This window comes from Flavobacterium aquicola, from assembly GCF_003385115.1.
Lineage (GTDB): Bacteria > Bacteroidota > Bacteroidia > Flavobacteriales > Flavobacteriaceae > Flavobacterium > Flavobacterium aquicola.
Genome location: NZ_QUNI01000019.1, coordinates 35,072 through 58,336, shown reverse-complemented (window position 1 = coordinate 58,336; position 23,265 = coordinate 35,072). Strand labels below are relative to the sequence as shown.

Sequence of the window (23,265 nt, the reverse complement as noted above, 5' to 3'; positions counted from 1 at the left end):
ATGCGAACCTTTTCTTAAATCTGTGCTCATAATCTAAAGGTAAAGATTTTTTCGCATTACTAAAGTACTGCAATAAATTGCAGGGTTTTAAACCCGAATCTGAGACCAATAAACATTAAAAACATCCTAAAATTTTAGGATGTTTTTTTTCTATTAAACTTTTTCCTATCTTTACTTCAATAAATAAAGCTAATGGCGAAAAACTACTTTTATATTACTCTCTTAACGGCTCTTTTTTTTACTACTGGTGTTCTAGCACAAGATATCAAACAGCCAAAAACAAAAGAAGACACTTCGATCGAAGGTTTAAATTTGTATCCAAATCCTGTGTCTACCGGCAGAGTTTATATTACTTCAAAAAAAGACTCCGAAAAAGAAATCATAATATTTGATGTGTTGGGTAAAAAAGTACTACAAACCATTATCAGCAATAAAGAACTAAATATTTCAAATTTAACTCCTGGAGTTTATATTATAAAAATAATTGAGGAAGGTGCTGCAAGCAGCAGAAAACTAATTGTTCAGTAATTCATCACTATACAGTAACAAAAGTTCCATTTTTAAGTGGAACTTTTTTTATGCCTTTTTTTAAAACCATGAACATCAAAAACTAAAAAAAGCATCGAAAAACAATACCTTTGCAAAAAAAGAACTTGATAACAGCCAGCGACATATTTACCATTTCGAGTCAGAAGCAATTTGAAAAAATAGCTTTAAAAGTATTCCGCCATCAATATGAAAACAATTTGGTTTACCAGGAATTCTGTGATCTACTGAAAACAAATCCGCAGAAAGTAAAGTCTCTGCATCAGATTCCTTTTTTACCCATTCAGTTTTTCAAAAGCCATGACGTTGTCTCAAACAGTGAACCAATCCAGACTACTTTCACCAGCAGCGGGACAACTGGGGCTATAACCAGCAGGCATTTAGTTACCGATGTTTCTGTTTATGAAGAAAGTTACCGCAAAGGATTTTCCCAGTTTTACGGAAATATAGAAGATTATGTTGTCTTGGCACTCCTTCCATCTTATCTGGAAAGAGAAGGCTCTTCATTGATTCATATGGTTGAAGATTTAATTCAGCTTACAAACAACAGCAACAGCGGATTTTACCTCAACAATCACGAAGAATTAATTCAGAAATTGATTGAATTAGACCAAGCTGGACAAAATGTAATTCTGATTGGGGTAACTTATGCTTTATTGGATTTAATCGAAAAACAAAGCTTTAAACTGCAAAACACCATTATTATGGAAACAGGCGGCATGAAAGGCAGACGTAAAGAAATGATTCGGGAAGAACTGCACGAACAGCTTTGTAACGGATTTGGAGTTTCAGCAATCCATTCTGAATACGGCATGACCGAATTATTAGCGCAAGCTTATTCGCTGGGAAACGGCGTATTTGAATGCCCGTCTTGGATGCAAATCCACATTCGTGACACCGAAGACGCTTTAACTTATATAAACGACGGAAAAACGGGCGGAATTAACGTTATCGACCTTGCCAACATTAATTCGTGTTCCTTTATTGCCACGCAGGATTTGGGCAAAAAATATCCCAACAACTCTTTCGAGGTATTGGGACGTTTTGATAATTCTGATATCCGCGGGTGTAATCTGATGGTGGTTTAAAAAAGTTTAATCGTTGATTTGTTAAATCGAATCAACTAAACGATTAAACAGTTAAACAATTTACCGATTAAACAATCCTTATCACAAAATAATTCTTCTTACCGCTTTGCAATAACACAAACTGATTATTGATTAAATCTTTTGCTGAAAGCACAAACGTTTCGTTTACTTTCTCTTTATTAACAGAAATTGAATTTGCCGTTAAAGCTCTTCTTGCTTCACCATTAGACTTAAAAAATCCTGTTTTTTCATTTAAAACAGTAACAATCTCGATTCCTGCTTCAACATCACCTCTTGAAATTTCGGCTTGAGGCACTCCATCAAAAACTTCCAAGAAAGTCTTTTCGTCCAAAGTTTTTAAATCATCGGCTGTGGCATTTCCAAAAAGAATATTCGAAGCTTTAATAGCTTTTTCTAATTCTTCAGCAGAGTGAACAAAAACAGTTAATTCTTCGGCTAATTTTCTTTGCAAAGCTCTTAAATGCGGTGCTGTCTTATGTTCTTCTATCAATACATCAATTTCTTCTTTTCCTAAGAAAGTAAAAATCTTGATGTATTTTTCGGCATCCACATCGGTAGTATTCAGCCAAAACTGGTAAAATTTATAAACCGAAGTTTTATCAGCAGTCAGCCACACATTTCCTCCTTCGGATTTACCGAATTTAGAACCATCGGCTTTGGTGATTAATGGGCAGGTCATTGCAAAAGCTTTGGCTTCTTCACCTACATTCATACGGCGTACTAATTCAGTTCCAGTGGTAATATTTCCCCATTGATCCGAACCTCCCATTTGAAGCAGACAGTTATATTCTTTATGCAGATGATAAAAATCGTATCCCTGAATTAATTGGTATGTAAACTCGGTAAACGACATCCCCTCGCCTTCGCCAGACAAACGTTTCTTCACGGAATCCTTGGCCATCATATAATTCACCGTGATTCTTTTACCAACATCACGTGCAAAATTGATGAATGACAAGCCTTTCATCCAATCATAGTTATTTACCAAAACCGGAGCATTTGCTGCCGTATCGTTAAAGTCCAAAAATCGAGACAAAACTCCTTTTATTCCTTCAACATTTTTATTTAAGGTAACTTCGTCCAATAAATTTCTCTCATCCGATTTTCCAGACGGATCTCCAATCATTCCTGTTGCACCTCCAACCAAAGCAATAGGTTTGTGTCCAAAGTTTTTAAGGTGAACCAATAAAATAATCGGTACCAGACTTCCAATGTGCAATGAATCTGACGTAGGGTCAAATCCAATATAAGTAGTTGTCATTTCTTTTAAAAGCTGTTCTTCGGTTCCTGGCATCATGTCGTGAACCAATCCTCGCCACTGTAATTCGGAAATAATATTTTTCATTTCTATAAAAATCAATTTTGAGCAAAGATAGTAATTCAATTATGAATTATAAATTATGAATTATGAATTGAGTCAACAAAACCATACTCACCAACTTAAGAATTCCCAAACTTTCAGTAAAAAACTTAGAAACTTAGAAACTTAGAAACTTTAAACTTATTACATTTGTAAGATATGGTATTAGTCACAGGAGGAACAGGTTTAGTGGGCGCGCATCTCTTAATTCACTTAACAGAAAAAGGTGAACAAGTTCGAGCAATTTATAGAAATTTGGATAACATCCAAAAGACAAAATCACTATTTTCACTATACAAAAAAGCCTCACTTTTCGAGTTAATCGAATGGACTCAAGCTGACATTCTGGACATTCCGTCTTTAGAGAATGCCTTTCAGGGAATTGACAAAGTATATCACTGTGCAGCTATGATTTCTTTTGATCCAAAAGATGAAAACCTTGTCCGAAAAACAAATATTGAAGGCACCGCAAACATTGTCAATTTTTGCCTGAATTATAACATCCAAAAACTTTGTCATGTAAGTTCGATAGCTGCTCTAGGAGATTTAGCTGCACATGAATCTATCATTACAGAAGAAACCGAATGGAATCCCGAAAAACTGCATAGTGATTATGCGATTTCAAAATATGGTGCCGAAATGGAAATTTGGCGCGGCCAGCAGGAAGGACTGAAAGTTGTAATAGTAAATCCCGGTGTCATTATAGGTCCTGGATTTTGGAATCAGGGAAGCGGAGAAATTTTTGCAAAAGTAAAAAAAGGATTGCCTTTCTACACTAAAGGATCTACTGGTTTTACAGCAGTTATAGATGTTGTAAACATATTGTATCAATTAATGGAAAGCGATATTCATGGTGAACGCTACACACTCATTAGCCAAAACATTCTGTTTCAGGATTTTTTATTCGCTGTTGCTGATGCTTTAAAAGTAAGAAGGCCGAAATATCATGCCACCCCTCTTATAATAAACAGTTTATCGAATTTGGAATGGATAACTTCAAACCTTTTTGGAAAAAAAAGACAGCTTAGCAAAGCCACTGCAAGATCATCTTATTCAACCGATTTATATTCTAATGAAAAAACAAAAAACGCCTTGAATTTTACATTCACAGACGTTTATGATTATATAAAGGAAATTGTTATTTTGTAAATTCCTGCTATTTTTTAGGCTTTAAACTTTTTTCTGTTTTGGTCTTGCTAATAGAGTCTTTTTCTTTTTTGACCAGCAGACTCTTTTTCTTTTTAGCTTGAGCTGCAGAATCTTTCTCCTTTTTAATTTTCAATTCTTTTTGTTTCTGCAGATTTTTTATAGAATCCTGTATTTTCTTTCCTTTTGCTTTTTTAAGCGCTGTTTCTTTCTTTTCGTTCTTTTTATTAATCAAATCTACAGCATCTTTTTCCTTTTTCAATCGGTTGTTCAAGTCATCAAACATCTTTTTATACTCTTTATAATCTGCAGCATAATAAGCGTTGCTTTTAGCAAACCGAAGACTGTCAACTTTGTATTTTTTAAAAATATATGTCTTTGGATTGATACCGTTTTCATATAAAACATTTGGATTTTGATACTTTACCGCATCTAAAATCGACATATCATAAAAAATATCTACCATCATTTTTTTATCTACAAGATCATCCGGTTTTTCAACCAAATCCTTATTGCAGCTAAAAAACAACATACCTAAAACAAAAAGAGATACTACTTTTTTCATTAACAATTATATTTAGCGATCAAAAAGCATTCTTTGTCCAGCACGAATGTCTTTTACTTTAAAGCCTGAATAAACCAATTTACCATTAACGAAAGTATGTGTAATTCTAGATTTGAAAGTATATTTTTCGAAAGGAGACCAGCCACATTTTGAAAGTATATTTTCTTTCTTTACACTCCAAGGCAAGCCAGCGTTGATAATTACCAAGTCAGCATAATAGCCTTCTTTTATAAATCCTCTTTTTTCAATTTTAAAAATCTTGGCAGGATTATGGCACATCTTTTCAACGATTTTCTCCACGCTTATTTTTCCCTGATGATGTGCTTCGAACATTGCAACAAGAGCGTGCTGTACCAGCGGACCTCCTGAAGGAGCCTGTAAATACTTTTGCTGTTTTTCTTCCAATGTGTGAGGCGCGTGATCGGTAGCAATTACATCAATACGTCCGTCATTAAGCGCTTCCCACAGAGCTTTACGGTCAGCAGCCGTTTTTACAGCTGGATTCCATTTGATAAAATTGCCTTTGGTTTCATAATCATCATTAGTAAACCATAAATGATGCACACAGACTTCAGCGGTAATTTTTTTCTCTTCCAATGGAATTTTATTGGTAAACAAATCCATTTCTTTGGCAGTAGAAAGATGAAAAACATGCAGTCTTGCACCAGTTTTCTTTGCCAAAGCAATTGCTTTTGAAGAAGAGAGATAACAAGCTTCTTCACTTCGGATAAGATGATGAGCCGTTACAGGAACATCTTCACCATATTCTTCTTTATATTTTTCTAAATTATTCTTGATAGTCTGCTCATCTTCACAATGAACCGCAATCAGCATAGAAGTACATGAAAAGATTTTCTCTAAAACTGCTTCATTATCTACCAGCATATTTCCTGTAGAAGAACCCAGAAATATTTTAATACCAGCAACATTTTTAGGGTTTGTCTTTAATACTTCTTCCAGATTATCATTGGTAGCACCCATCATAAAAGAATAATTAGCAAAAGACTTCTCTGAAGCGATTTGATATTTTTCCTCTAAAATTTCTTGGGTAACAGCATTGGGAACAGTATTAGGCTGTTCAATAAAAGAGGTGATTCCTCCTGCAACTGCAGCTCTGGATTCTGATTCTATGTCTCCTTTATGAGTAAGTCCCGGTTCTCTAAAATGCACCTGATCATCAATAACACCAGGAAGAAGATAATTGCCTTCGGCATCAATAATCATGCAGTCAGATGATTTCAAACTAATATTATCCGAAATCTCCACAATAAGATCATTCTCTATGAGAACATCTCCTTCAAAAATAACTCCTTCATTTACTATTTTAGCATTCTTAATTAAATATCTATTCATAGTATACTATTTTACAAACTGTTAAATATTTTTTTTAAACGCAATAAAATAACTCCAAATACAGCTTCTATAATTATTGAATTACTCATTTTGGACTGCCCTTTAGTTCTATCTGTAAAAATGATAGGCACTTCCGAAATGGCTAATTTTTTGCAATAGGTGCGGTATTTCATCTCAATCTGAAAAGCATATCCCACAAATCTAATACTGTCTAAATTTATAGATTCAAGCACTATTCTTTTATAACATACAAATCCTGCTGTTGCATCATGTATTTTCATTCCAGTAATCATTCTGACATAAACCGATGCAAAATAAGACATTAAAACACGGCTTAATGGCCAGTTGACTACATTTACACCTGTTACATAACGAGAACCAATTGCTAGATCGGCATCTCCAAAATGGCAGGCATCGTATAGTTTTTCTAAATCATTAGGATTGTGAGAAAAATCGGCATCCATTTCAAAAATAAAATCATAATTATTTTTTAATGCCCATTTAAAGCCATGAACATAAGCGGTACCCAAACCTGCTTTTTCAGCTCTTTTCTCTAAAAACAGCCTGCCTTTATATTCTTCCTGAAGCATAACTACTTTATCCGCGGTACGATCTGGAGAATTATCATCAATAATCACTACATGGAAAGGTTTGTGCTGAGAGAGCACAGCTCTAATAATACTTTCGATGTTTTCAATTTCGTTATAGGTAGGAATTATAACAATGCAATTGTTCATATTACGCGTAATTTCGATGCAAAAGTAACCTTTTTATGCCATTTGATTATAATAAAATTATAATAAATAATGTTATAAAAATCACTAATTTTGCTCTAATTATGACTGAACACGTACTTCATCCAAGAATAACCGACAGCAGCGATTGGGTAACTATCGTTTTTATTTTGGCTATGGGCATTATCGCCTTGACAAAATCCATTCACGAAAATCGCTTTGAAGACTTTATCAAATTAATTTTCTCCGACAAATACATCCGAATATACAGAGACAGCAGCAACTTAATGAGTATGTTTTCTATTTCATTATTCTTTGTCCAGATAATTTCGTTTTCATTTTTTATTCAAATTTTGCTCAGTAATTTTGGTTACGGATCAAAAACAGACTGGATACTTTTTATTCAGATTTTCACTTTTGTTGTTTACTTCATTCTGTCGAAACTTTTAATCGAAAAAATCGCCGGTACTGCATTCCAGATCGAAGAATATATCGAACACTTTAATTTACAAAAGGTTACATACCGAACTTATGTCGGGTTATTATTACTGCCAATCGACATTATCTTATACTATTACGACTCTATTTTAAAAAATATACCGTTGCTGGTTCTATATAGTATAGTAGCTCTGAACGTTTTACTTTATATATTTTCATTAAAAAATTACAGAAAAGAAATTTTCAGTAAGTTGTTTTATTTTATTTTATATCTTTGCACTCTTGAAATAGCACCCTATTATTTTATGTATTATTGGTTTACAAAAGATAGCGCTTAGAAATTATTAAATTATGAAAGTGAAAACAATTTTGGTATCCCAACCAGAACCTAAAGTGGAAAATTCTCCATACTTTGAGCTGCAGCAAAAGCATAAAGTAAAAATTGATTTCAGACCTTTTATTCACGTAGAAGGAGTAAGCGCGAAAGAAATTAGACTTCAAAAAATTGATCTAAACAATTATTCTGCTATTATATTGACAAGTAAAAATGGTGTAGATCATTTTTTTAGAGTGGCAGAAGAAATGCGTTATAAAATCCCTGAAGGACTAAAATACTTCTGTCAATCTGAAGCGATTGCATTTTACCTGCAAAAATACGTTGTGTACAGAAAACGTAAAATTTACGTTGGACCAAAAGATTTTGCTGATTTATCACCTTTGATAAAAAAGTACAAAGACGAGAAGTTCTTACTTCCTGCTTCGGACCAATTAAACGCAGACATCCCAGTTACATTAAATGCTTTAAAAGTAGATTGGACTCCAGCTACTTTTTACAAAACTGTGATGAGCGATTTATCTGATTTGGCAGATGTTTATTATGATGTTTTAGCTTTCTTCAGTCCGACAGGAATAAAATCATTATATAAAAATTTTCCTGATTTTGAACAAAACAATACTCGAATAGCCGTTTTTGGCAGTACTACTCAAAAAGAAGCTCTTGACCACGGATTACGTGTAGACATTATGGCGCCGACACCAGGAACACCGTCAATGACAATGGCTTTAGAGAAATACATCGTCGAAGTTAACAAAGCAAAATAGTTATATTTTAAACAATATTTTAAATCCAAATTTCAATAGTACTATTGAAATTTGGATTTTTTTATTTGAGATTTCCTTTCTTACCTCCTATTCATATAAATAGAAACATAATACAATAAAGTAGCGATAGAACCTAATGCAGCAACCACATAAGTTCTGGCCGCCCATTTTAATGAATCTTTTGCTCCCGCATGCTCCTGCTGTGTTAGCATTCTTTTATTTTCTAACCAAGCCAAAGCTCTGTTACTCGCGTCATATTCTACCGGCAAGGTTACTATAGAAAACAAAGTTGTCACTGCAAAAATCACAATTCCTATCAATAAAAGTGACGGAAAAGTTCTAATCATCAAGATTCCCGCTAACAGAATCCACTGCATGAAAGAAGATGCAACATTAACAATTGGCACCAATTGTGAACGCATCGTCAGCCACTGATAACCCACGGCATGCTGTACCGCGTGACCGCATTCGTGCGCTGCAACTGCTGCAGCCGCTGCGTTTCTTTGATTATAAACTGCCTCGCTCAGATTAACTGTTTTGTCAGCCGGATTGTAATGGTCTGTCAATTGACCTGGCGTTGAAATTACGCGAACGTCACGTATTCCGTGATCGGCGAGCATTTTTTCGGCAATTTCGGCGCCTGACATTCCGTTTTGTAAATGCAGTTTCGAATAAAACTCAAACTTGCTCTTTAGTGTAGAACTCACTAACCAACTTGCAAGCATAATACCGCCCGCAAGTATTAAATAACTCATTCCCATATTTTTTGTTTTTAATTTAATGTTTAAAATCTACAAGTTAAACATCAAAATCTGAACCAAAATGTAACTGTGTCATTTTGGCATTTTATAATTATTTACAAATTGTAATAAAGGCTATTAATTCCGTAGCTTCATAGTACGTAAAAGATACATTGATAACTTCATAGCCTTCCGCAGACTTAGTATTCAAGAAAACTTCTACTTCTCGTGATAATTCGTCTTTCATGCTGGAAAATCCAGCCGATTTTTTCAAAATATGAACTTCGTGTTTTTTCATTTTTTATGTTTTTAATATTGGTTACAAAACCGTAAAAATTGTTACACAAAAAAATCCCAAATTCCAATCGTGAAATTGGAATTTGGGATTTGTATTTTTTTTAAATGACAGCCAAAAAGCAAAATCTCTCTCTTTAGCCCCGATTGAAGTGGAAATCCTTGTGGGCTGGGGTTCAGCCCGCAAGATTGTAATGGAAAGCGGGACAGATGCTTCCTAAAATGCCTAATCTTTCTGCTCCTAAATTTTATTACTCTTCATCGGCATTCAGCTGATTATTTACTGCTTCAAATTTGGCTATCAAGGTATTGATTCTGTTTTGTTCTTTTTTGATTTCTTTCGGTCTCAAATAAAACCACGTAAAACCGATCCAGCCCAGCGTTACTGCATAAGCGACAATCGCCCAAAGGATTGTCATGCGTGATGCATATTCGTACATATACAAGCTGAGTCCAGATCCAAGCAATATGAAATAAAGACTCAATACGCTGGACTGCAGGTAGTGCTGTTTTGCTTTAATTGAAATTAATTTCTGCAGGTATTCGCTATTGCTTTGATTGTCGTCAATAGTTTTATAAAATGTGATTAATTTGTTATAAACGAATAAATAAAGGACCATTGCAAAAATGATTAAAACGATCCCGATTTTGGTTGATATTAACTCCGGCTGATAACGATACCATATAAAACCTATAAAGAAACTTGTTGCTATAAGAAGTACATTTGTTATCACTAATTTTCGCATGCTTACGCTCTTGAAATGCTTTACTTTAGAAAGCAATTCTTCCATATTTGGGGGACTTACAGACTGCTGTTTCCATAAGTTTTTGAAATCTATATTATTTTCCATTTTCTTTAAATTTTTGAGTCAGTTTTTCTTTTATTCTGTGGATTTTCACTCTGATATTGGCTTCAGAAAGGCCGACGATTTTGGCTATTTCAGCCTGTTTAACATCTTCGAGTTCCAGTGAAATGATGATACGTTCCGTTTCGGGCAATTCAGCTATGCATTTGTACAAAAACTGAATCTGCGGTTCTAATGAGGGCTGTTTTTCTTCGCTTAAATGAATGGGAAGTTCCGATTTTGAGAAACGTTTCTCTTTCTCGATCTGCCTTAAACAATTGTTGGAAGCAATCCTGAAAATCCAGGTTCCTATGCCCGATTCGTTTCTAAAAGTGTCTAATTTTTGCCAGACAATTATAAAGGTCTCCTGAGCCAAGTCTTGAGCTGCATCATAATCATTGACAAAACCCATGCAAAGCCTGAATATTCTGTCCCAATATGTTTTATAAATATTTTCGAATTCCATTCTTATGATTTTATAAAATTATGCAGTTGTGCCATATACCATTCTTTATCGTCATACATGATAAAGTGCAATCCTTTGGTTGAATACTGAAAACTGGCTGTTTTTAAGTTTTTATACTGTGCTTCGATAGGCTCTTTGTAATTCGAAAAACCAAATTCCAGCAATATTAATGAAGGACATTTTATCGCTGCTATTTTGTCACGCAAATCAGTATTAGAAAAATCGCAGTACATTTCGCCAAACGTCTTTCTGTCCGATTTCATGCTCCAGCTGATTGCTTCATCCTGCTTTGAAGGATCTGCCAAAAGCATAGCCATATTTCTTTTTTGCATCTGAAGAAATTCATCCTCAGACATTGCGTTTATTGGATTTACTATTGATGAACAGTCGTTGTTTTCTTTCGATTTAAAAGAAGGATCTCTCAAAGCCGACAGACAAGGAAGTGCATCAACAACAACAATTTTACTCATTAAATCCGGATAATCGGAAGCGATGGCTAATGCAAGTCCTCCGCCCATGCTGTGACCTACTATGATAGGTTTTTCTATTTTATTGGCTCTAATATAGTTTACAATTTCGGTTTCCCAATTTTTGAACGAAGCATTTGGCTGCGATTTAACGCCTGCGAAACCGGCCATTGTAAAAGTATAACACGTATAATCTTTTTCAAAATTGGCTTTTGTGTCATTCCAAACATCTCCAGAACTGGCAAATCCTGGCAAGAATACAATAGATTGTTTTTCTTTTCCTGATTTTACAACCTCAAAAGGATATGATTTTGTTTGCGCAAACACATTTACACATAATGCCGAAAACAATAAAGCGATAACTAAGAAGATATATTTTTTCATTTTTAATAGTTTTAAATTGTTAATTAATCGGATCCTGCCTTTGGATACGGCAACTATTAAAATGTTACAAAAAAAATTAAAAAAAAATAAATATTCTTTCTAAACCCCAGTAAAATCAGGGCAAAAAAAATCCAAATTCCAATGTTATTTGGAATTTGGATTTTATTTTTTTTGGATATTTGAACGTAATGATACACGTTATGTAAAGATGCACTGCAGTGCATCTCTACCAATATCTGCATTCAAACGCAACGTGTATCTCTACAAATCACTGTTACGTATTGTACAAACGTATAACAGTAGAGACGCACTGCAGTGCATCTCTACAATACAATTTGCACCCTGTACGTGCGTCTCTACGACACGAATGTTACCCAACCAAATTGATAATTTTCCCCGGAACGATAATCACCTTGTTTGGTGTTTTTCCGTCGAGTTGTTTTTGGGTTCTTTCGTCTTTCATAACGATTTCCTCAATTTGTTCTTTGGTTAAATCCAAAGGCAATTTGATGGTGAAACGCATTTTTCCGTTGAAAGAAACCGGATATTCTTTTTCCGATTCCACCAAATGTTTTGCTTCAAAAACAGGGAAAGCAACTGTTGCAATTGATTCGGTATTTCCTAACAACGACCACAGTTCTTCGGCGATGTGTGGTGCATAAGGCGAAATCACAATCGCCAACGGCTCTAGAATAGCACGAGAATGACAATTTTGCGAAGACAATTCATTTACACAAATCATAAACTGCGAAACCGAAGTATTGAAAGAGAAACTCTCAATATCATCCGCTACTTTTTTGATGGTTTTGTGCAATGATTTTAGGTTGTCTTTTGTTGGTTCGTCGTTGTTTACGATTAAACCGTTGTCATCAAAATACAATCTCCATAATTTTTTAAGGAAACCAAACACTCCCGAAATTCCAGCAGTGTTCCAAGGTTTTGCCTGTTCCAATGGTCCTAAAAACATTTCGTATAAACGCAAGGTATCGGCACCATATTCTTCACAAATATCATCTGGAGTTACGACATTGTATTTCGATTTTGACATTTTTTCGACTTCGCGACCAACGATGTATTTTCCGTTTTCTAAAATGAATTCAGCATCTTTATATTCTTGACGCCAATTTTTATATCCTTCAAGATTTAGTTCATCTGATGTATTAACCAAATTGACATCGACAGGTAAATGATATTGTATATTAAATGTTATTTCATAACCTTCAATATTCTTTAAAAATCCTGAATGTTTTTCAATTAGTTTTTCAATTGTACTGTAAACAATTTCAGATTTTTCATCTCTTAAAAAATATCTTAACTCATTTTTTTCATTAGAAATTGCAAAATCCCCTAATAAATTCTTTGAAATAAATATAGGAGGTAAAGCATTTCCTTTACGAAGCATTTCTGTTTTATCATCACTCAAAATTGATGGAATAACTCTATACACAAAAGCACTTTGTCCCAAAATCATCCCCTGATTAATCAGTTTTTTGAATGGTTCTTCGGTTGGTGCAAAACCTTTGTCTTTTAAGAATTTGTTCCAGAAACGGGAATACAACAAATGTCCAGTTGCGTGTTCGCTTCCGCCAATGTATAAATCCACGCTTTCCCAATATTTCAATGCTTCTTTGCTGGCAAATTCATTAGGATTTTCAGCATCCATATAACGCATCCAATACCACGAACTTCCAGCCCAACCTGGCATGGTGTTTAATTCTAAAGGAAAAATGGTTTTATTGTCAATTTTTTCATTAAAATCAACATCATTAGTTACTGTGTTCCAAGCCCATTTATTAGAATTTCCGAGAGGTGGCAATCCATCTTCGGTTGGCAAGTATTTCTCTACTTCAGGCAAAATAATAGGCAAATGTTGCGCATCAATCATTTGTGGTAATCCATTCACATAATATACAGGGAATGGCTCACCCCAATATCTTTGACGGGAGAAAACCGCATCACGCAAACGGTAATTGGTTTTACCTTTTCCCTGACCTAATTTTTCAAGTTCTTCAATAACTTTTTTGGTCGCTTCTTTATAATTCAAACCATTCAGAAAATCCGAATTAGCAATTTCTACATTGTCTTTCGAACCATACGCTGATTCCGAAATATCCACATTCGCAAAAATATTTTTGATTTCCTGCATTCCGTTCTGCCCTTTGAAGAAATTGGCAAAAGCATAATCTCTTTCGTCACCGCAAGGAACCGCCATAACAGCTCCGGTTCCATAACCCGCCAAAACATAATCCCCAATCCAAACCGGAATCGGCTCTTTCGTAAACGGATGCTCAGCAAAAGCTCCCGTAAACACACCCGAAATAGTTTTTACATCGGCCATACGCTCTCTTTCGGAACGTTTTGCTGTTTTTTCGATATAGGCTTCAACTTCGGCTTTTTGTTCTGGAGTTGTGATTTGTGAAACTAGTTCGTGTTCTGGAGCTAGAGTCATGAATGTTACACCAAAAATTGTATCAGGTCTTGTGGTAAACACATCAATATATTGTTGCTCACTTTCGACTTTCGACTTTTGACTTTCGACTTTGAAAGAAACCATCGCCCCAACCGATTTTCCAATCCAATTCCTTTGGCTTTCTTTTATAGATTCACTCCAATCAATATCATTCAAACCTTGCAGTAAACGCTCCGCATAAGCAGAAATTCGCATACTCCATTGCGTCATTTTTTTACGAATCACAGGATATCCACCACGTTCCGAAACGCCGTTTACGATTTCATCATTAGCCAAAACCGTTCCCAATCCAGGACACCAGTTTACTTCGGTTTCCGCCAAATAAGTCAATCTATATTGCAACAAAATACTCTCCTGCGTTTCTTTTGCGAAAGCGTTCCATTCACCAGCCGAAAAAGCTTCAATAGCACCATCGCAAACCGCATTTACATTCGCATTTCCTTCTTTCTCGAAAACAGCCGTCAAAGTCGAAATATCCTCGGCTTTGTCACTGTCTTTATTGTACCACGAATTGAACAATTGGATAAAAATCCACTGTGTATGTTTGTAATAATCAGGATTCGAAGTACGTACTTCACGATCCCAATCAAATGAAAATCCTATATTATCCAACTGCTTTCTGTAACCCGCAATCACTTTTCCTTCCTTGTCCACTCCACCGTCAATGTTTACACGGGTCGTATCCTCAGGACGTTGTCCGGTCTGAATCGCATATTGCTCCGCCGGAAGTCCAAAACTGTCATACCCCATCGGGTGCAACACATTAAAACCCTGATACCTTTTAAAACGGGAATACACATCCGATGCAATGTACCCCAGCGGATGCCCCACGTGCAAACCCGCCCCCGATGGATACGGAAACATATCCAAAACATAATGCTTTGGTTTTTCAGAATCGTTTTCGGCTTTAAAAGTTTTGTTATCAGCCCAGTATTTTTGCCATTTGGCTTCTATTTCGTTCGGATTGTATTTCATTTCGTTGGAGTTGCTAAGCTACTGAGTAACTAAGTTTCTGAGATTTTTTCTCTTATTTTTCAGTTGGCAAATTTACATTTATTGTTGCTTGTTACCAAAGCTATTTTTTATTAAAAACACATCGATTCATTGATTTTGAAGTAAAACCTTTTGTTTATTTATCATCATAAAAAAATCTGCGTGAATCTGCCAAATCTGCGTGCTAATTTTTTCACGCAGATTTGGCAGATTTTAGCCGATAAAAAAATTAAACACTAAATTTTTAATTGTTTTTAGGAGCAGAACATTTCGTGCATTTTACAACTTCAGTCCCGCTATTCGTTACAATCTTTTGTGCCGAACCCCGGCACAAAAGGATTTTCACTGCTATCGGGGCTAAGCATCAACATTTCTGTATTTTAAATATTATCCAAATAGGATTCTCTCAGAGACGCGAAGGCGCAAAGAAACACAATCATAACTTTGCGTCTTCGCGCCTTTGCGAGAGTTAACATTAAATAAAAAATCAAAAGCGTCACTTTTTTATAAGTAAAAATACTTATGTTTGCAGTATGTTTTAAAAAACACACCTAATGACAGCTACTAAAAAATACAATATCGAAGTTCGCATTTGGATTGAAGAAACCGAAGGACCGTTTTTAGGAATTGGAAAAATATGGCTTTTGGAGAATATCAAAAAAACAGGTTCGATAACCAATGCTTCCAAAGAAATGAAAATGGCATACCGTCAAGCTTGGCAATTAGTAGAAGAGATGAACCAGCGCGCCGAAAGTCCTTTGGTAGAAAAACTGCTCGGAGGAAAAGGCGGTGGCGGTGCAAGGCTGACCGAAGCCGGCGAAAGAGCCATTCAGACATTTTATGAAATCGAAAAACGAATTAAGGATTTTGCTCAAAAAGAAACGGAGAATTTAAAATTTTAATATTTATAAAACCTTAGCTATACAACCACAACTTTCAAATGAAACCAAAAAAATATTTATTATACTTTACATTCACTTTAACCGCTTTATTTTTTAGCATAAATGCATCGGCTCAAATAAACAGCAGTGTAACCAATTTATTAGTCCAGAAAAAAATCATCACACAGCGCGAAGCCGATTCATTATTGGTTTTGGAAAGTTTTAATCAAAAAGTAACTTCAGAAAATAAAATATTTACAGTCGGATTGGAGTTTAGACCCAGAGGCGAATACCGCAACGGATACAGGCAATTACCAAACGACACAACAAAACCAGCTTTTTTTGCGTCACAAAGAAGCCGTTTAAACATCAGTTACGAACAGCCGAAGTTTAAATTCCTGACTTCAATTCAAGACATTCGGGTTTGGGGACAATACGGACAAGCATCGGTAACGGGATCTCTAAATGTGTACGAAGCCTTCGCCGAAGTTGAGATTCTTGAAAATTTCTCAGCAAGACTAGGACGCCAAAAAGTAGAACTAGACAACGGCCGTTTATTCTCGGCCGCAAACTGGAGCCAGACAGGGCGAGCGCATGACGGAATCGATCTTATCTACAAAAATGATAAAATAGAAACAGAATTGCTGACCGCTTTCAATCAAAGTTCCGAACGTATTTTTGAAACTTCTTATTCTCCCACAACTTTCAACAATTACAAACTTTTGAATTTACATTATTTAAGAGCCAAGCTGAATCCCAATTTTACTTTAACAACGATAAACTCGGCTGACAGTTTCGAAAGCAAAACCAACTCGCAGACATTATATACAAGAGGAACTTCCGGAGGACGTTTGGAATTCGAAAAAAACAATTTATACTTAACTTTTAGCGGTTACTACCAATACGGACAATTACAATCTAGCACCAAAATTTCGGCATATTATTTTCAGCCGGAAATACAATACAAACTACAAAAATGGACAGCCCGCTTAGGTGCCGAAATTATGAGCGGTGATGATGCTACAAAACCTTCAGAAATATCCAAATCATTTGTTCCGCTGTATGGCGTGGCGTGGAAATTTATGGGAAATATGGATTATTTCACCACTTTCCCCAAAGACGTACAAAACGGAGGACTGATAAATCCGTATTTGTTTTTGAATTATGACTGGAATAAAAATCTCTCGATACGCTCCGATTTTCACTTGTTTTATCTAGAAAATAAAATTTTAGACGCTCAAAAAAAAGTTGTCGATCCGTATTTAGGATTTGAAAACGATTTGATTCTGAGATACAAGTACAACACTTTCACAAGCATTGACCTGGGTTTTTCTTATCTCTTTGCCGACAAAAGCATGGAAGTTTTAAAAGGAGGAAATAGCAACTCTACCCCGCTTTGGAGTTATGTAATGATTACTTTTAAACCTGAATTATTTAGTTCAAAAAAATAAAACTCTATAGTTACCACAGATTAGAATGATTTCCACAGATTAACTTTTTCTAATCTTTTTAATTTGTGCCAAAAAAGTGATTAAAATTAATCTGCGAATCTGCGGTCTAACTATTTTAAAGTTCAAACTAAACAACTACATCTTACTATGAAAACCAAAATAAAATCATTCTCTCTATTTGTTCTTTTATTTGTGGCAAATACTGTTTTTCCGCAGCAAAAAGCAACTGTCGTTGTTGCTGCGAATTTGAAGACAGCAATGGATTCCATTCTGAAAGTATACAAACAAAAAAATCCGAACGATGAGATTCAGGTTACTTATGGAGCTTCCGGGAAATTCTATGAACAGATTTCGAATGGAGCGCCTTTTGATTTGTTTTTTTCGGCCGATATGAATTATCCAACGCAGTTAAAAAACAATGGTTTTGCCATTTCGCCAATAAAATTATATGCGATAGGAAGATTGGCAATTTGGAGTAAAAAATTAGATCCCAACATAGAGAAAATGAATTTACTTCTGAATCCTAAAGTAAAAAAAATTGCAATAGGAAATCCAAAAACTGCTCCTTATGGCGCCAAAACTATAGAGAGTTTAAAACACTTCAAACTGTATACTAAAGTAAAAAACAATTTGGTATTTGGCGAAAACATTGCTCAAGCCGCTCAGTTTGCAGCTTTTGGCGCAGCCGATATTGGAATAATCGCTTTATCAGATGCACTATCACCGGCAATGATAAAAGAACGCGGTAAATATTATGTCATTCCACAAAAAAGTCATTCACGATTAGAGCAGGGCTGTGTAATTTTAAAACACGGCAAAGGAAATACAGTTGCAAAACAATTTTATGACTATATTTCGTCTGAAAAAGCAATTAAAATCCTGACATATTACGGATATTCGCAGAAATAAAAGCTGAACACGAATTGCACGAATTACATTTGTAAAAACTTGTGCAATTTGTGGCTAAAATAATTTGCGAAAATCAGCGCAATTTGCGGTTAAAATTTTACTATTAAATGAACACACTTTTAGGAAATATTACCGAAATAACTACCGAAGGCTCTTTGTCTTTGGTAAAAATACAAGTGCAGCAGACTGTATTTACTTCGATAGTAATTGATACTCCTGAAACAGCATCTTATCTAAAAACTGGAAACACTATAAAATTACTTTTCAAAGAAACCGAAGTCATTCTTGCCAAAAAAATTACAGGAATTATAAGCCTTCAAAACAAAATTGACTGTACCGTAGATTCGTTTGAAAAAGGAGCGCTGCTTTGTAAAATAGTTCTGAATTTTGAAACTGCAAAAATAACTTCTGTAATTACCAGAAACGCTTTTGACCAGCTCGAAATTCAGGAAAATGACGAAATCACTGCCATGATTAAAACTAACGAAATAAGTTTGTCCAATGATTGATTTCGAACCCATATTTCTCACGCTGCAACTAGCTTTTACGACGACAGTAATTTTACTTATCGTCGGACTGCCATTGGCTTACTGGCTGACTTACAGCAAAACGAAATCAAAAGTAATTATCGAAGCAATTGTGAGTCTGCCGTTGGTTTTACCGCCTTCGGTTTTGGGGTTTTATTTACTGATTGCCTTTAGCCCTGAGAATGCTTTTGGTAAATTTTTGGACAATTATTTCGATATCCGATTGGTGTTTACTTTTACCGGTCTGGTCATTTCATCCGTTTTATACAGCCTGCCGTTTATGGTTCAGCCCGCTCAAAGCGGTTTCAAATCGATATCCAAAAACTTAATTGACGCTTCATACACATTAGGAAAAAGCAAATGGCAGACCATTTTTCATGTTTTACTTCCGAATATGAAAACCGCACTGCTTACGGGAATTGTTCTCAGTTTTGCTCATACAATCGGTGAATTCGGAGTTGTTTTAATGGTTGGCGGAAGCATTCCAAACGAAACAAAAGTGGTTTCAATAGCCGTATTCGATGAAGTAACCGCAATGAATTATCATAATGCCAATGTATATTCGGCTATTTTGCTGATTTTTTCTTTTGTTGTTTTATTGGCCATTTATAGTATTAACCATCGCTTTAGCAAAATAAGTCCGCTGCCATGATTGAATTTAAAATCAGCAAAAAACTGCAGTCCGCATCGGGAACAATGATTTTGGATCTTGATTTCCAAGTTAAGGAAAATGATTTTGTGACTTTGTATGGAGCTTCGGGATCAGGAAAAACAACAACTCTGCAGATTCTTTCGGGCTTGATGAATCCTGATGAAGGATTTGTAAAAGTCAAAGACAGTTTTTGGCTGGACACTAATACGAAAATAAATCTGCCTCCGCAAAAACGTAAAATTGGTTACGTTTTTCAGGATTATGCATTATTCCCAAATATGAGCGTTCGGGAAAACCTTCTTTTTGCATTAGAAAAAGGACAAGACAAAACCATTATTGATGAACTGCTGCAGACTATGGAACTCGTTTCTTTACAGCATCAAAAACCAAATCACTTATCAGGCGGACAGCAGCAGCGTGTGGCTTTGGCAAGAGCCTTGGTTCGGCAACCTGACATTCTGCTTTTGGACGAACCGTTATCTGCAATTGATACCGAAATGCGTTTGAAACTGCAGGACTATCTTTTGGAAGTACATCGAAAATACAACTTGACAACCATTTTAGTCAGTCACGATATTTCAGAAATTTATAAACTTTCGGACCAAGTGATTGTTATCGAAAATGGCACCATCACAAAACAAGGAACACCTTCAGAAGTATTTTCGAGCCACTCCAATAGCGGAAAATTTCAGTTTATTGGCGAAATTTTAAAAATCGAGAAAGAAAATTTCATCTACATTGTTTCGGTTTTAATTGGTTCCAATATTGTAAAAGTGATTGCGATGGAAGAAGAAATTAAAACACTACGAACAGGCGAAAAAATTGTAGTTTCTTCGAAAGCGTTTAATCCAATTTTGAGCAAATTGAAATGATTTTGATATGGAATTGATGTTTACCGAACCATCGAATTAACTTAAAAAAAACATAAATTCATTGAAAAAATCATCTTTATGCCCTAAACTTAAAACTTTGACCGTCTTTAACTTCAAATTAAAGAATATGTTTATTATTTTTACCCCATAATTACAAAAAAACTATGGCTTCATCATTTGAAAAATTTCAAAAACGCAGGTTACTTTCCTCTTATTTCTCGGTAGTATTGAGTATATTTCTAGTATTATTTCTATTAGGAGTTCTGGGCTTTTTCATTATAAATTCTAAAAAACTTGCTGACGATTTCAAAGAAGAAATTGCGATGACAGTGTTTTTTAAGAACGAAGCCAATGACACTATCTTAAAAGCTTTTGATCAAGAGCTAAAAACTGCCCGTTTTGCAAAATCTTTTGTTTATGTTACCAAAGAAGCGGCTGCAAAAGAACATTCGGATATTATTGGCGAAGATTTCGTTACTTTTTTAGGCGAAAATCCTCTGCAAAACTCTTTCGATATTCACTTAAAAGCCAATTATGTAGTTAGAGACAGTATTACTAAAATTGAATCTCGTCTTCGAAAAAATGCTATGATTTCGGATATTGTTTATGACAAACAATTAGTGAATCTGGTAAATGACAACATTCAAAAAGTAAGTATGTGGATATTGATCGTAAGTGGCTTACTGACTATTATTGCTGTACTATTAATTAACAGCTCTTTACGCCTATCAATCTATTCAAACCGATTTATTATTAAAACCATGCAGATGGTTGGCGCTACAAAATCTTTCATCCGTAAACCATTTGTAATGCGCAGCATAAAACTAGGCATGATTGGTGCAGGTCTTGCAATTCTTGCTTTGATAGTACTACTCATCTACCTAGATAATACGTACCCTGGCTTGGGAATTTTAAACGATAAATTAATAGTTGCTGTTGTATTAATTGCCATATTTGGAATTGGAGTTTTAATTACTTGGCTTAGCACGTATTTTGCAACGCAGCGCTTCTTGAACTTAAGAACAGACGATTTATACTAATTTAATAAAATATAGAAACGAGAATACTTCGTTTCTAAACATGATAAAATGAAAAACAGCGAAGAAAACAAACACGAATTTCTTTTTGAAAAAGTAAATTATAAAATTCTATTGATAGGAATTGGAGTGATAGCTCTTGGATTTATTTTAATGTCTGGAGGAGGAAGTGATGACCCAAATGTATTTAATGAAGAAATTTTTAATTTCAGAAGGATTCGTTTGGCACCAACAACAGTTTTAATTGGTTTTGGAATTACTATTTATGCTATTCTTAAAAACCCTAAAAAGTAGTTTGCAGTATTCAGTTATAAGTCTGCAGTAATTGCAGATCAAAACGAAAAACTGAAAACGGAACACAGATCACTACAAAAATGAATACATTACAAGCTATTGTTCTTGCTATTATCGAAGGAATTACGGAGTTTCTGCCTGTTTCTTCTACCGGCCACATGATTATTGCTTCTTCCTTTTTTGGAATTGCTCACGATGATTTTACGAAACTTTTTACTATTGTAATTCAGCTGGGAGCTATTTTATCGGTTGTGATTTTATATTTCAAGCGATTTTTTCAATCCTTAGATTTTTATTTCAAATTATTGGTTGCTTTCATTCCGGCTGTTGTTTTTGGTTTGCTTTTCAGTAAAAAAATAGATGCCTTACTTGAGAATCCTGTAACAGTTGCTGTTTCTTTATTAATAGGAGGTATTATTTTATTAAAAGTTGACGAATGGTTCAATAATCCAAATACTTCTGAAACCTCAGATGAAATCACTTATTTACAGGCTCTGAAAATTGGTTTATTTCAATGTCTTGCAATGATACCAGGAGTTTCCAGAAGTGGTGCTTCTATTGTCGGCGGAATGTCGCAAAAACTATCGCGAACTTCTGCTGCTGAATTCTCCTTCTTTCTTGCTGTCCCAACCATGCTGGGAGCTACCGCAAAAAAATGCTATGATTATTATAAAGACGGTTTTATACTAACTGACGATCAGATTAATTTACTGGTCATTGGAAACATTGTAGCTTTTATTGTTGCTCTTTTGGCCATTAAAAGTTTCATCGGATTTTTGACAAAAAACGGATTTAAAGTTTTTGGTTATTACCGAATTATTGCTGGAATTCTATTGCTGGCAATTCATTATTTCATCCATCCTTTGACTATAATTTAATGCAAAAAGTACTGTTCAAAATTGTGTGCAGCATTGCAATCATTGCTGTTGTAGTTGTTCTTTTCATACAGCCAATTAGTCAAAATCAAGGCTATCATAATTTTGCAGATAAAGTGAATCTCTTTTGTGTTACAAATTTTTGGAACGTAATTTCTAATCTCCCTTTCGTTATTATTGGATTCATGGGACTTTGGAAAACTTCAAAATCTTTTCAGGGTTACGCATTAAAAAATAACTTCCTATTCTTTTTTGTTGGCATTTTTTTTACGGGCTTTGGATCAGCCTGGTATCATTATAATCCAAACGACGCCACCTTGGTATGGGACAGATTACCTATGACAATTTCATTCATGTCGTTTTTATCTATAATCATCGGCGAATTTGTAGATTCTGATTTTGGAAAAAAAGCATTGCCATGGTTTTTATCAATCGGAATTTTATCTGTGGTTTATTGGATAATTTTTCATGACTTACGCTTTTATTTATTGATTCAATTTTTGCCTATACTACTGATTATAGTAATTCTTTTATTATCGAAAAACAATCCAGCATCCAAAAAATATTTCTGGCTTATATTATTAGCCTATGTACTTGCAAAAGTATTAGAAAGTTTTGATATACAGATTTACAAAAAGACTAATGAATTATTGAGTGGTCATACATTAAAACATTTTGCAGCAGCCATTGCCTCATTGGTTTTCTATTCTTTTATTAGTAAAAAAAATCAAATTCTTATCAAAAATGCAAGATAAA

General features: G+C 34.8%; 25 protein-coding genes. 15 read left to right on the top strand and 10 right to left on the bottom strand.

Annotated elements, in window-relative coordinates; genetic code table 11:
• Positions 1–192: 192 nt before the first annotated feature.
• Together C8P67_RS21040 and C8P67_RS21035 are read left to right on the top strand one after the other, a co-directional pair.
• Entirely contained in the window at positions 193–528 is a 336-nt protein-coding gene (locus C8P67_RS21040) for a T9SS type A sorting domain-containing protein (RefSeq protein ID WP_115815171.1), read from the top strand.
• 125 nt (positions 529–653) lie between these two features.
• Positions 654–1,634 carry a LuxE/PaaK family acyltransferase gene (locus tag C8P67_RS21035; protein ID WP_170141502.1) on the top strand — a complete coding sequence of 327 codons (981 nt, stop codon included), beginning with the start codon at positions 654–656 and terminating at the stop codon, positions 1,632–1,634.
• 67 nt (positions 1,635–1,701) lie between these two features.
• On the opposite strand, the gene tyrS is transcribed toward C8P67_RS21035, so the two are convergent.
• Entirely contained in the window at positions 1,702–3,000 is a 1,299-nt protein-coding gene (gene tyrS, locus C8P67_RS21030; protein WP_115815169.1) for a tyrosine--tRNA ligase, read from the bottom strand.
• Between the two features lie 174 nt (positions 3,001–3,174).
• Here tyrS and C8P67_RS21025 point away from each other — a divergent pair, with 174 nt between their 5' ends.
• Positions 3,175–4,164, top strand: a complete 990-nt coding sequence (locus tag C8P67_RS21025) for an NAD-dependent epimerase/dehydratase family protein (protein ID WP_115815168.1) — start codon at positions 3,175–3,177, stop codon at positions 4,162–4,164.
• 7 nt (positions 4,165–4,171) lie between these two features.
• Here C8P67_RS21025 and C8P67_RS21020 read toward each other — a convergent pair whose 3' ends face one another.
• From C8P67_RS21020 to C8P67_RS21010, 3 genes are read right to left on the bottom strand one after another with little or no spacing between them, the layout of a single operon-like run.
• Positions 4,172–4,726, bottom strand: a complete 555-nt coding sequence (locus C8P67_RS21020; protein WP_115815167.1) for a DUF4296 domain-containing protein — start codon at positions 4,724–4,726, stop codon at positions 4,172–4,174.
• A 12-nt stretch (positions 4,727–4,738) separates the two neighbouring features.
• Positions 4,739–6,079, bottom strand: coding sequence for a dihydroorotase (locus C8P67_RS21015; RefSeq protein WP_115815166.1), 1,341 nt, complete (start codon positions 6,077–6,079; stop codon positions 4,739–4,741).
• An 11-nt stretch (positions 6,080–6,090) separates the two neighbouring features.
• Positions 6,091–6,816, bottom strand: a complete 726-nt coding sequence (locus C8P67_RS21010; RefSeq protein WP_115815165.1) for a polyprenol monophosphomannose synthase — start codon at positions 6,814–6,816, stop codon at positions 6,091–6,093.
• A gap of 101 nt (positions 6,817–6,917) precedes the next feature.
• Here C8P67_RS21010 and C8P67_RS21005 point away from each other — a divergent pair, with 101 nt between their 5' ends.
• Together C8P67_RS21005 and C8P67_RS21000 are read left to right on the top strand one after the other, a co-directional pair.
• Positions 6,918–7,589 carry a DUF4271 domain-containing protein gene (locus tag C8P67_RS21005; RefSeq protein WP_115815174.1) on the top strand — a complete coding sequence of 224 codons (672 nt, stop codon included), beginning with the start codon at positions 6,918–6,920 and terminating at the stop codon, positions 7,587–7,589.
• A 13-nt stretch (positions 7,590–7,602) separates the two neighbouring features.
• Positions 7,603–8,352, top strand: coding sequence for a uroporphyrinogen-III synthase (locus tag C8P67_RS21000; protein ID WP_115815164.1), 750 nt, complete (start codon positions 7,603–7,605; stop codon positions 8,350–8,352).
• A gap of 80 nt (positions 8,353–8,432) precedes the next feature.
• Here C8P67_RS21000 and C8P67_RS20995 read toward each other — a convergent pair whose 3' ends face one another.
• The 6 genes from C8P67_RS20995 to C8P67_RS20965 all read right to left on the bottom strand — a co-directional run bounded on the left by C8P67_RS20995 (position 8,433) and on the right by C8P67_RS20965 (position 14,993).
• Positions 8,433–9,113: a zinc metallopeptidase gene (locus C8P67_RS20995; RefSeq protein ID WP_115815163.1), complete on the bottom strand. Its 681-nt coding sequence runs from the start codon at positions 9,111–9,113 to the stop codon at positions 8,433–8,435.
• 91 nt (positions 9,114–9,204) lie between these two features.
• Positions 9,205–9,390, bottom strand: a complete 186-nt coding sequence (locus C8P67_RS20990; protein ID WP_115815162.1) for a hypothetical protein — start codon at positions 9,388–9,390, stop codon at positions 9,205–9,207.
• Positions 9,391–9,637: 247 nt separating this feature from the next.
• Positions 9,638–10,237: a hypothetical protein gene (locus tag C8P67_RS20985; RefSeq protein WP_115815161.1), complete on the bottom strand. Its 600-nt coding sequence runs from the start codon at positions 10,235–10,237 to the stop codon at positions 9,638–9,640.
• The gene (locus C8P67_RS20980; RefSeq protein WP_115815160.1) at positions 10,227–10,697 is read right to left on the bottom strand and encodes an RNA polymerase sigma factor; all 471 of its coding nucleotides are present in this window, start codon (positions 10,695–10,697) and stop codon (positions 10,227–10,229) included. The genes C8P67_RS20985 and C8P67_RS20980 overlap by 11 nt, the downstream gene beginning before the upstream one ends.
• 2 nt (positions 10,698–10,699) lie before the next feature.
• Entirely contained in the window at positions 10,700–11,548 is an 849-nt protein-coding gene (locus tag C8P67_RS20975) for an alpha/beta fold hydrolase (RefSeq protein WP_115815159.1), read from the bottom strand.
• A gap of 370 nt (positions 11,549–11,918) precedes the next feature.
• Positions 11,919–14,993 carry a leucine--tRNA ligase gene (locus C8P67_RS20965; RefSeq protein ID WP_115815157.1) on the bottom strand — a complete coding sequence of 1,025 codons (3,075 nt, stop codon included), beginning with the start codon at positions 14,991–14,993 and terminating at the stop codon, positions 11,919–11,921.
• 572 nt (positions 14,994–15,565) lie between these two features.
• Here C8P67_RS20965 and C8P67_RS20960 point away from each other — a divergent pair.
• The 10 genes from C8P67_RS20960 to C8P67_RS20915 all read left to right on the top strand — a co-directional run bounded on the left by C8P67_RS20960 (position 15,566) and on the right by C8P67_RS20915 (position 23,264).
• Positions 15,566–15,913, top strand: coding sequence for a winged helix-turn-helix domain-containing protein (locus C8P67_RS20960; protein ID WP_115815156.1), 348 nt, complete (start codon positions 15,566–15,568; stop codon positions 15,911–15,913).
• 38 nt (positions 15,914–15,951) lie between these two features.
• A complete protein-coding gene (locus C8P67_RS20955; protein WP_115815155.1) occupies positions 15,952–17,343 on the top strand; it encodes an alginate export family protein in 1,392 nt (463 codons plus the stop codon).
• Positions 17,344–17,490: 147 nt separating this feature from the next.
• Complete coding sequence (gene modA / locus C8P67_RS20950) at positions 17,491–18,252, top strand: molybdate ABC transporter substrate-binding protein (RefSeq protein WP_115815154.1); 762 nt, start codon at positions 17,491–17,493, stop codon at positions 18,250–18,252.
• 107 nt (positions 18,253–18,359) lie between these two features.
• Positions 18,360–18,761 carry a TOBE domain-containing protein gene (locus C8P67_RS20945; RefSeq protein WP_115815153.1) on the top strand — a complete coding sequence of 134 codons (402 nt, stop codon included), beginning with the start codon at positions 18,360–18,362 and terminating at the stop codon, positions 18,759–18,761.
• Positions 18,754–19,431: a molybdate ABC transporter permease subunit gene (gene modB / locus C8P67_RS20940; RefSeq protein ID WP_115815152.1), complete on the top strand. Its 678-nt coding sequence runs from the start codon at positions 18,754–18,756 to the stop codon at positions 19,429–19,431. Before C8P67_RS20945 ends, modB begins: the two co-directional genes overlap by 8 nt.
• Positions 19,428–20,303 carry a sulfate/molybdate ABC transporter ATP-binding protein gene (locus C8P67_RS20935; RefSeq protein WP_115815151.1) on the top strand — a complete coding sequence of 292 codons (876 nt, stop codon included), beginning with the start codon at positions 19,428–19,430 and terminating at the stop codon, positions 20,301–20,303. Before modB ends, C8P67_RS20935 begins: the two co-directional genes overlap by 4 nt.
• A 164-nt stretch (positions 20,304–20,467) precedes the next feature.
• A complete protein-coding gene (locus C8P67_RS20930; protein WP_115815150.1) occupies positions 20,468–21,343 on the top strand; it encodes a cell division protein FtsX in 876 nt (291 codons plus the stop codon).
• Between the two features lie 48 nt (positions 21,344–21,391).
• Positions 21,392–21,634, top strand: coding sequence for a DUF3098 domain-containing protein (locus C8P67_RS20925; RefSeq protein WP_115815149.1), 243 nt, complete (start codon positions 21,392–21,394; stop codon positions 21,632–21,634).
• 80 nt (positions 21,635–21,714) lie between these two features.
• Positions 21,715–22,512 (top strand): undecaprenyl-diphosphate phosphatase, encoded by a 798-nt coding sequence (locus C8P67_RS20920; RefSeq protein WP_115815148.1) that lies wholly within the window; start codon positions 21,715–21,717, stop codon positions 22,510–22,512.
• Complete coding sequence (locus C8P67_RS20915; RefSeq protein WP_115815147.1) at positions 22,512–23,264, top strand: ceramidase domain-containing protein; 753 nt, start codon at positions 22,512–22,514, stop codon at positions 23,262–23,264. The genes C8P67_RS20920 and C8P67_RS20915 overlap by 1 nt, the downstream gene beginning before the upstream one ends.
• Position 23,265 lies beyond the last annotated feature (1 nt).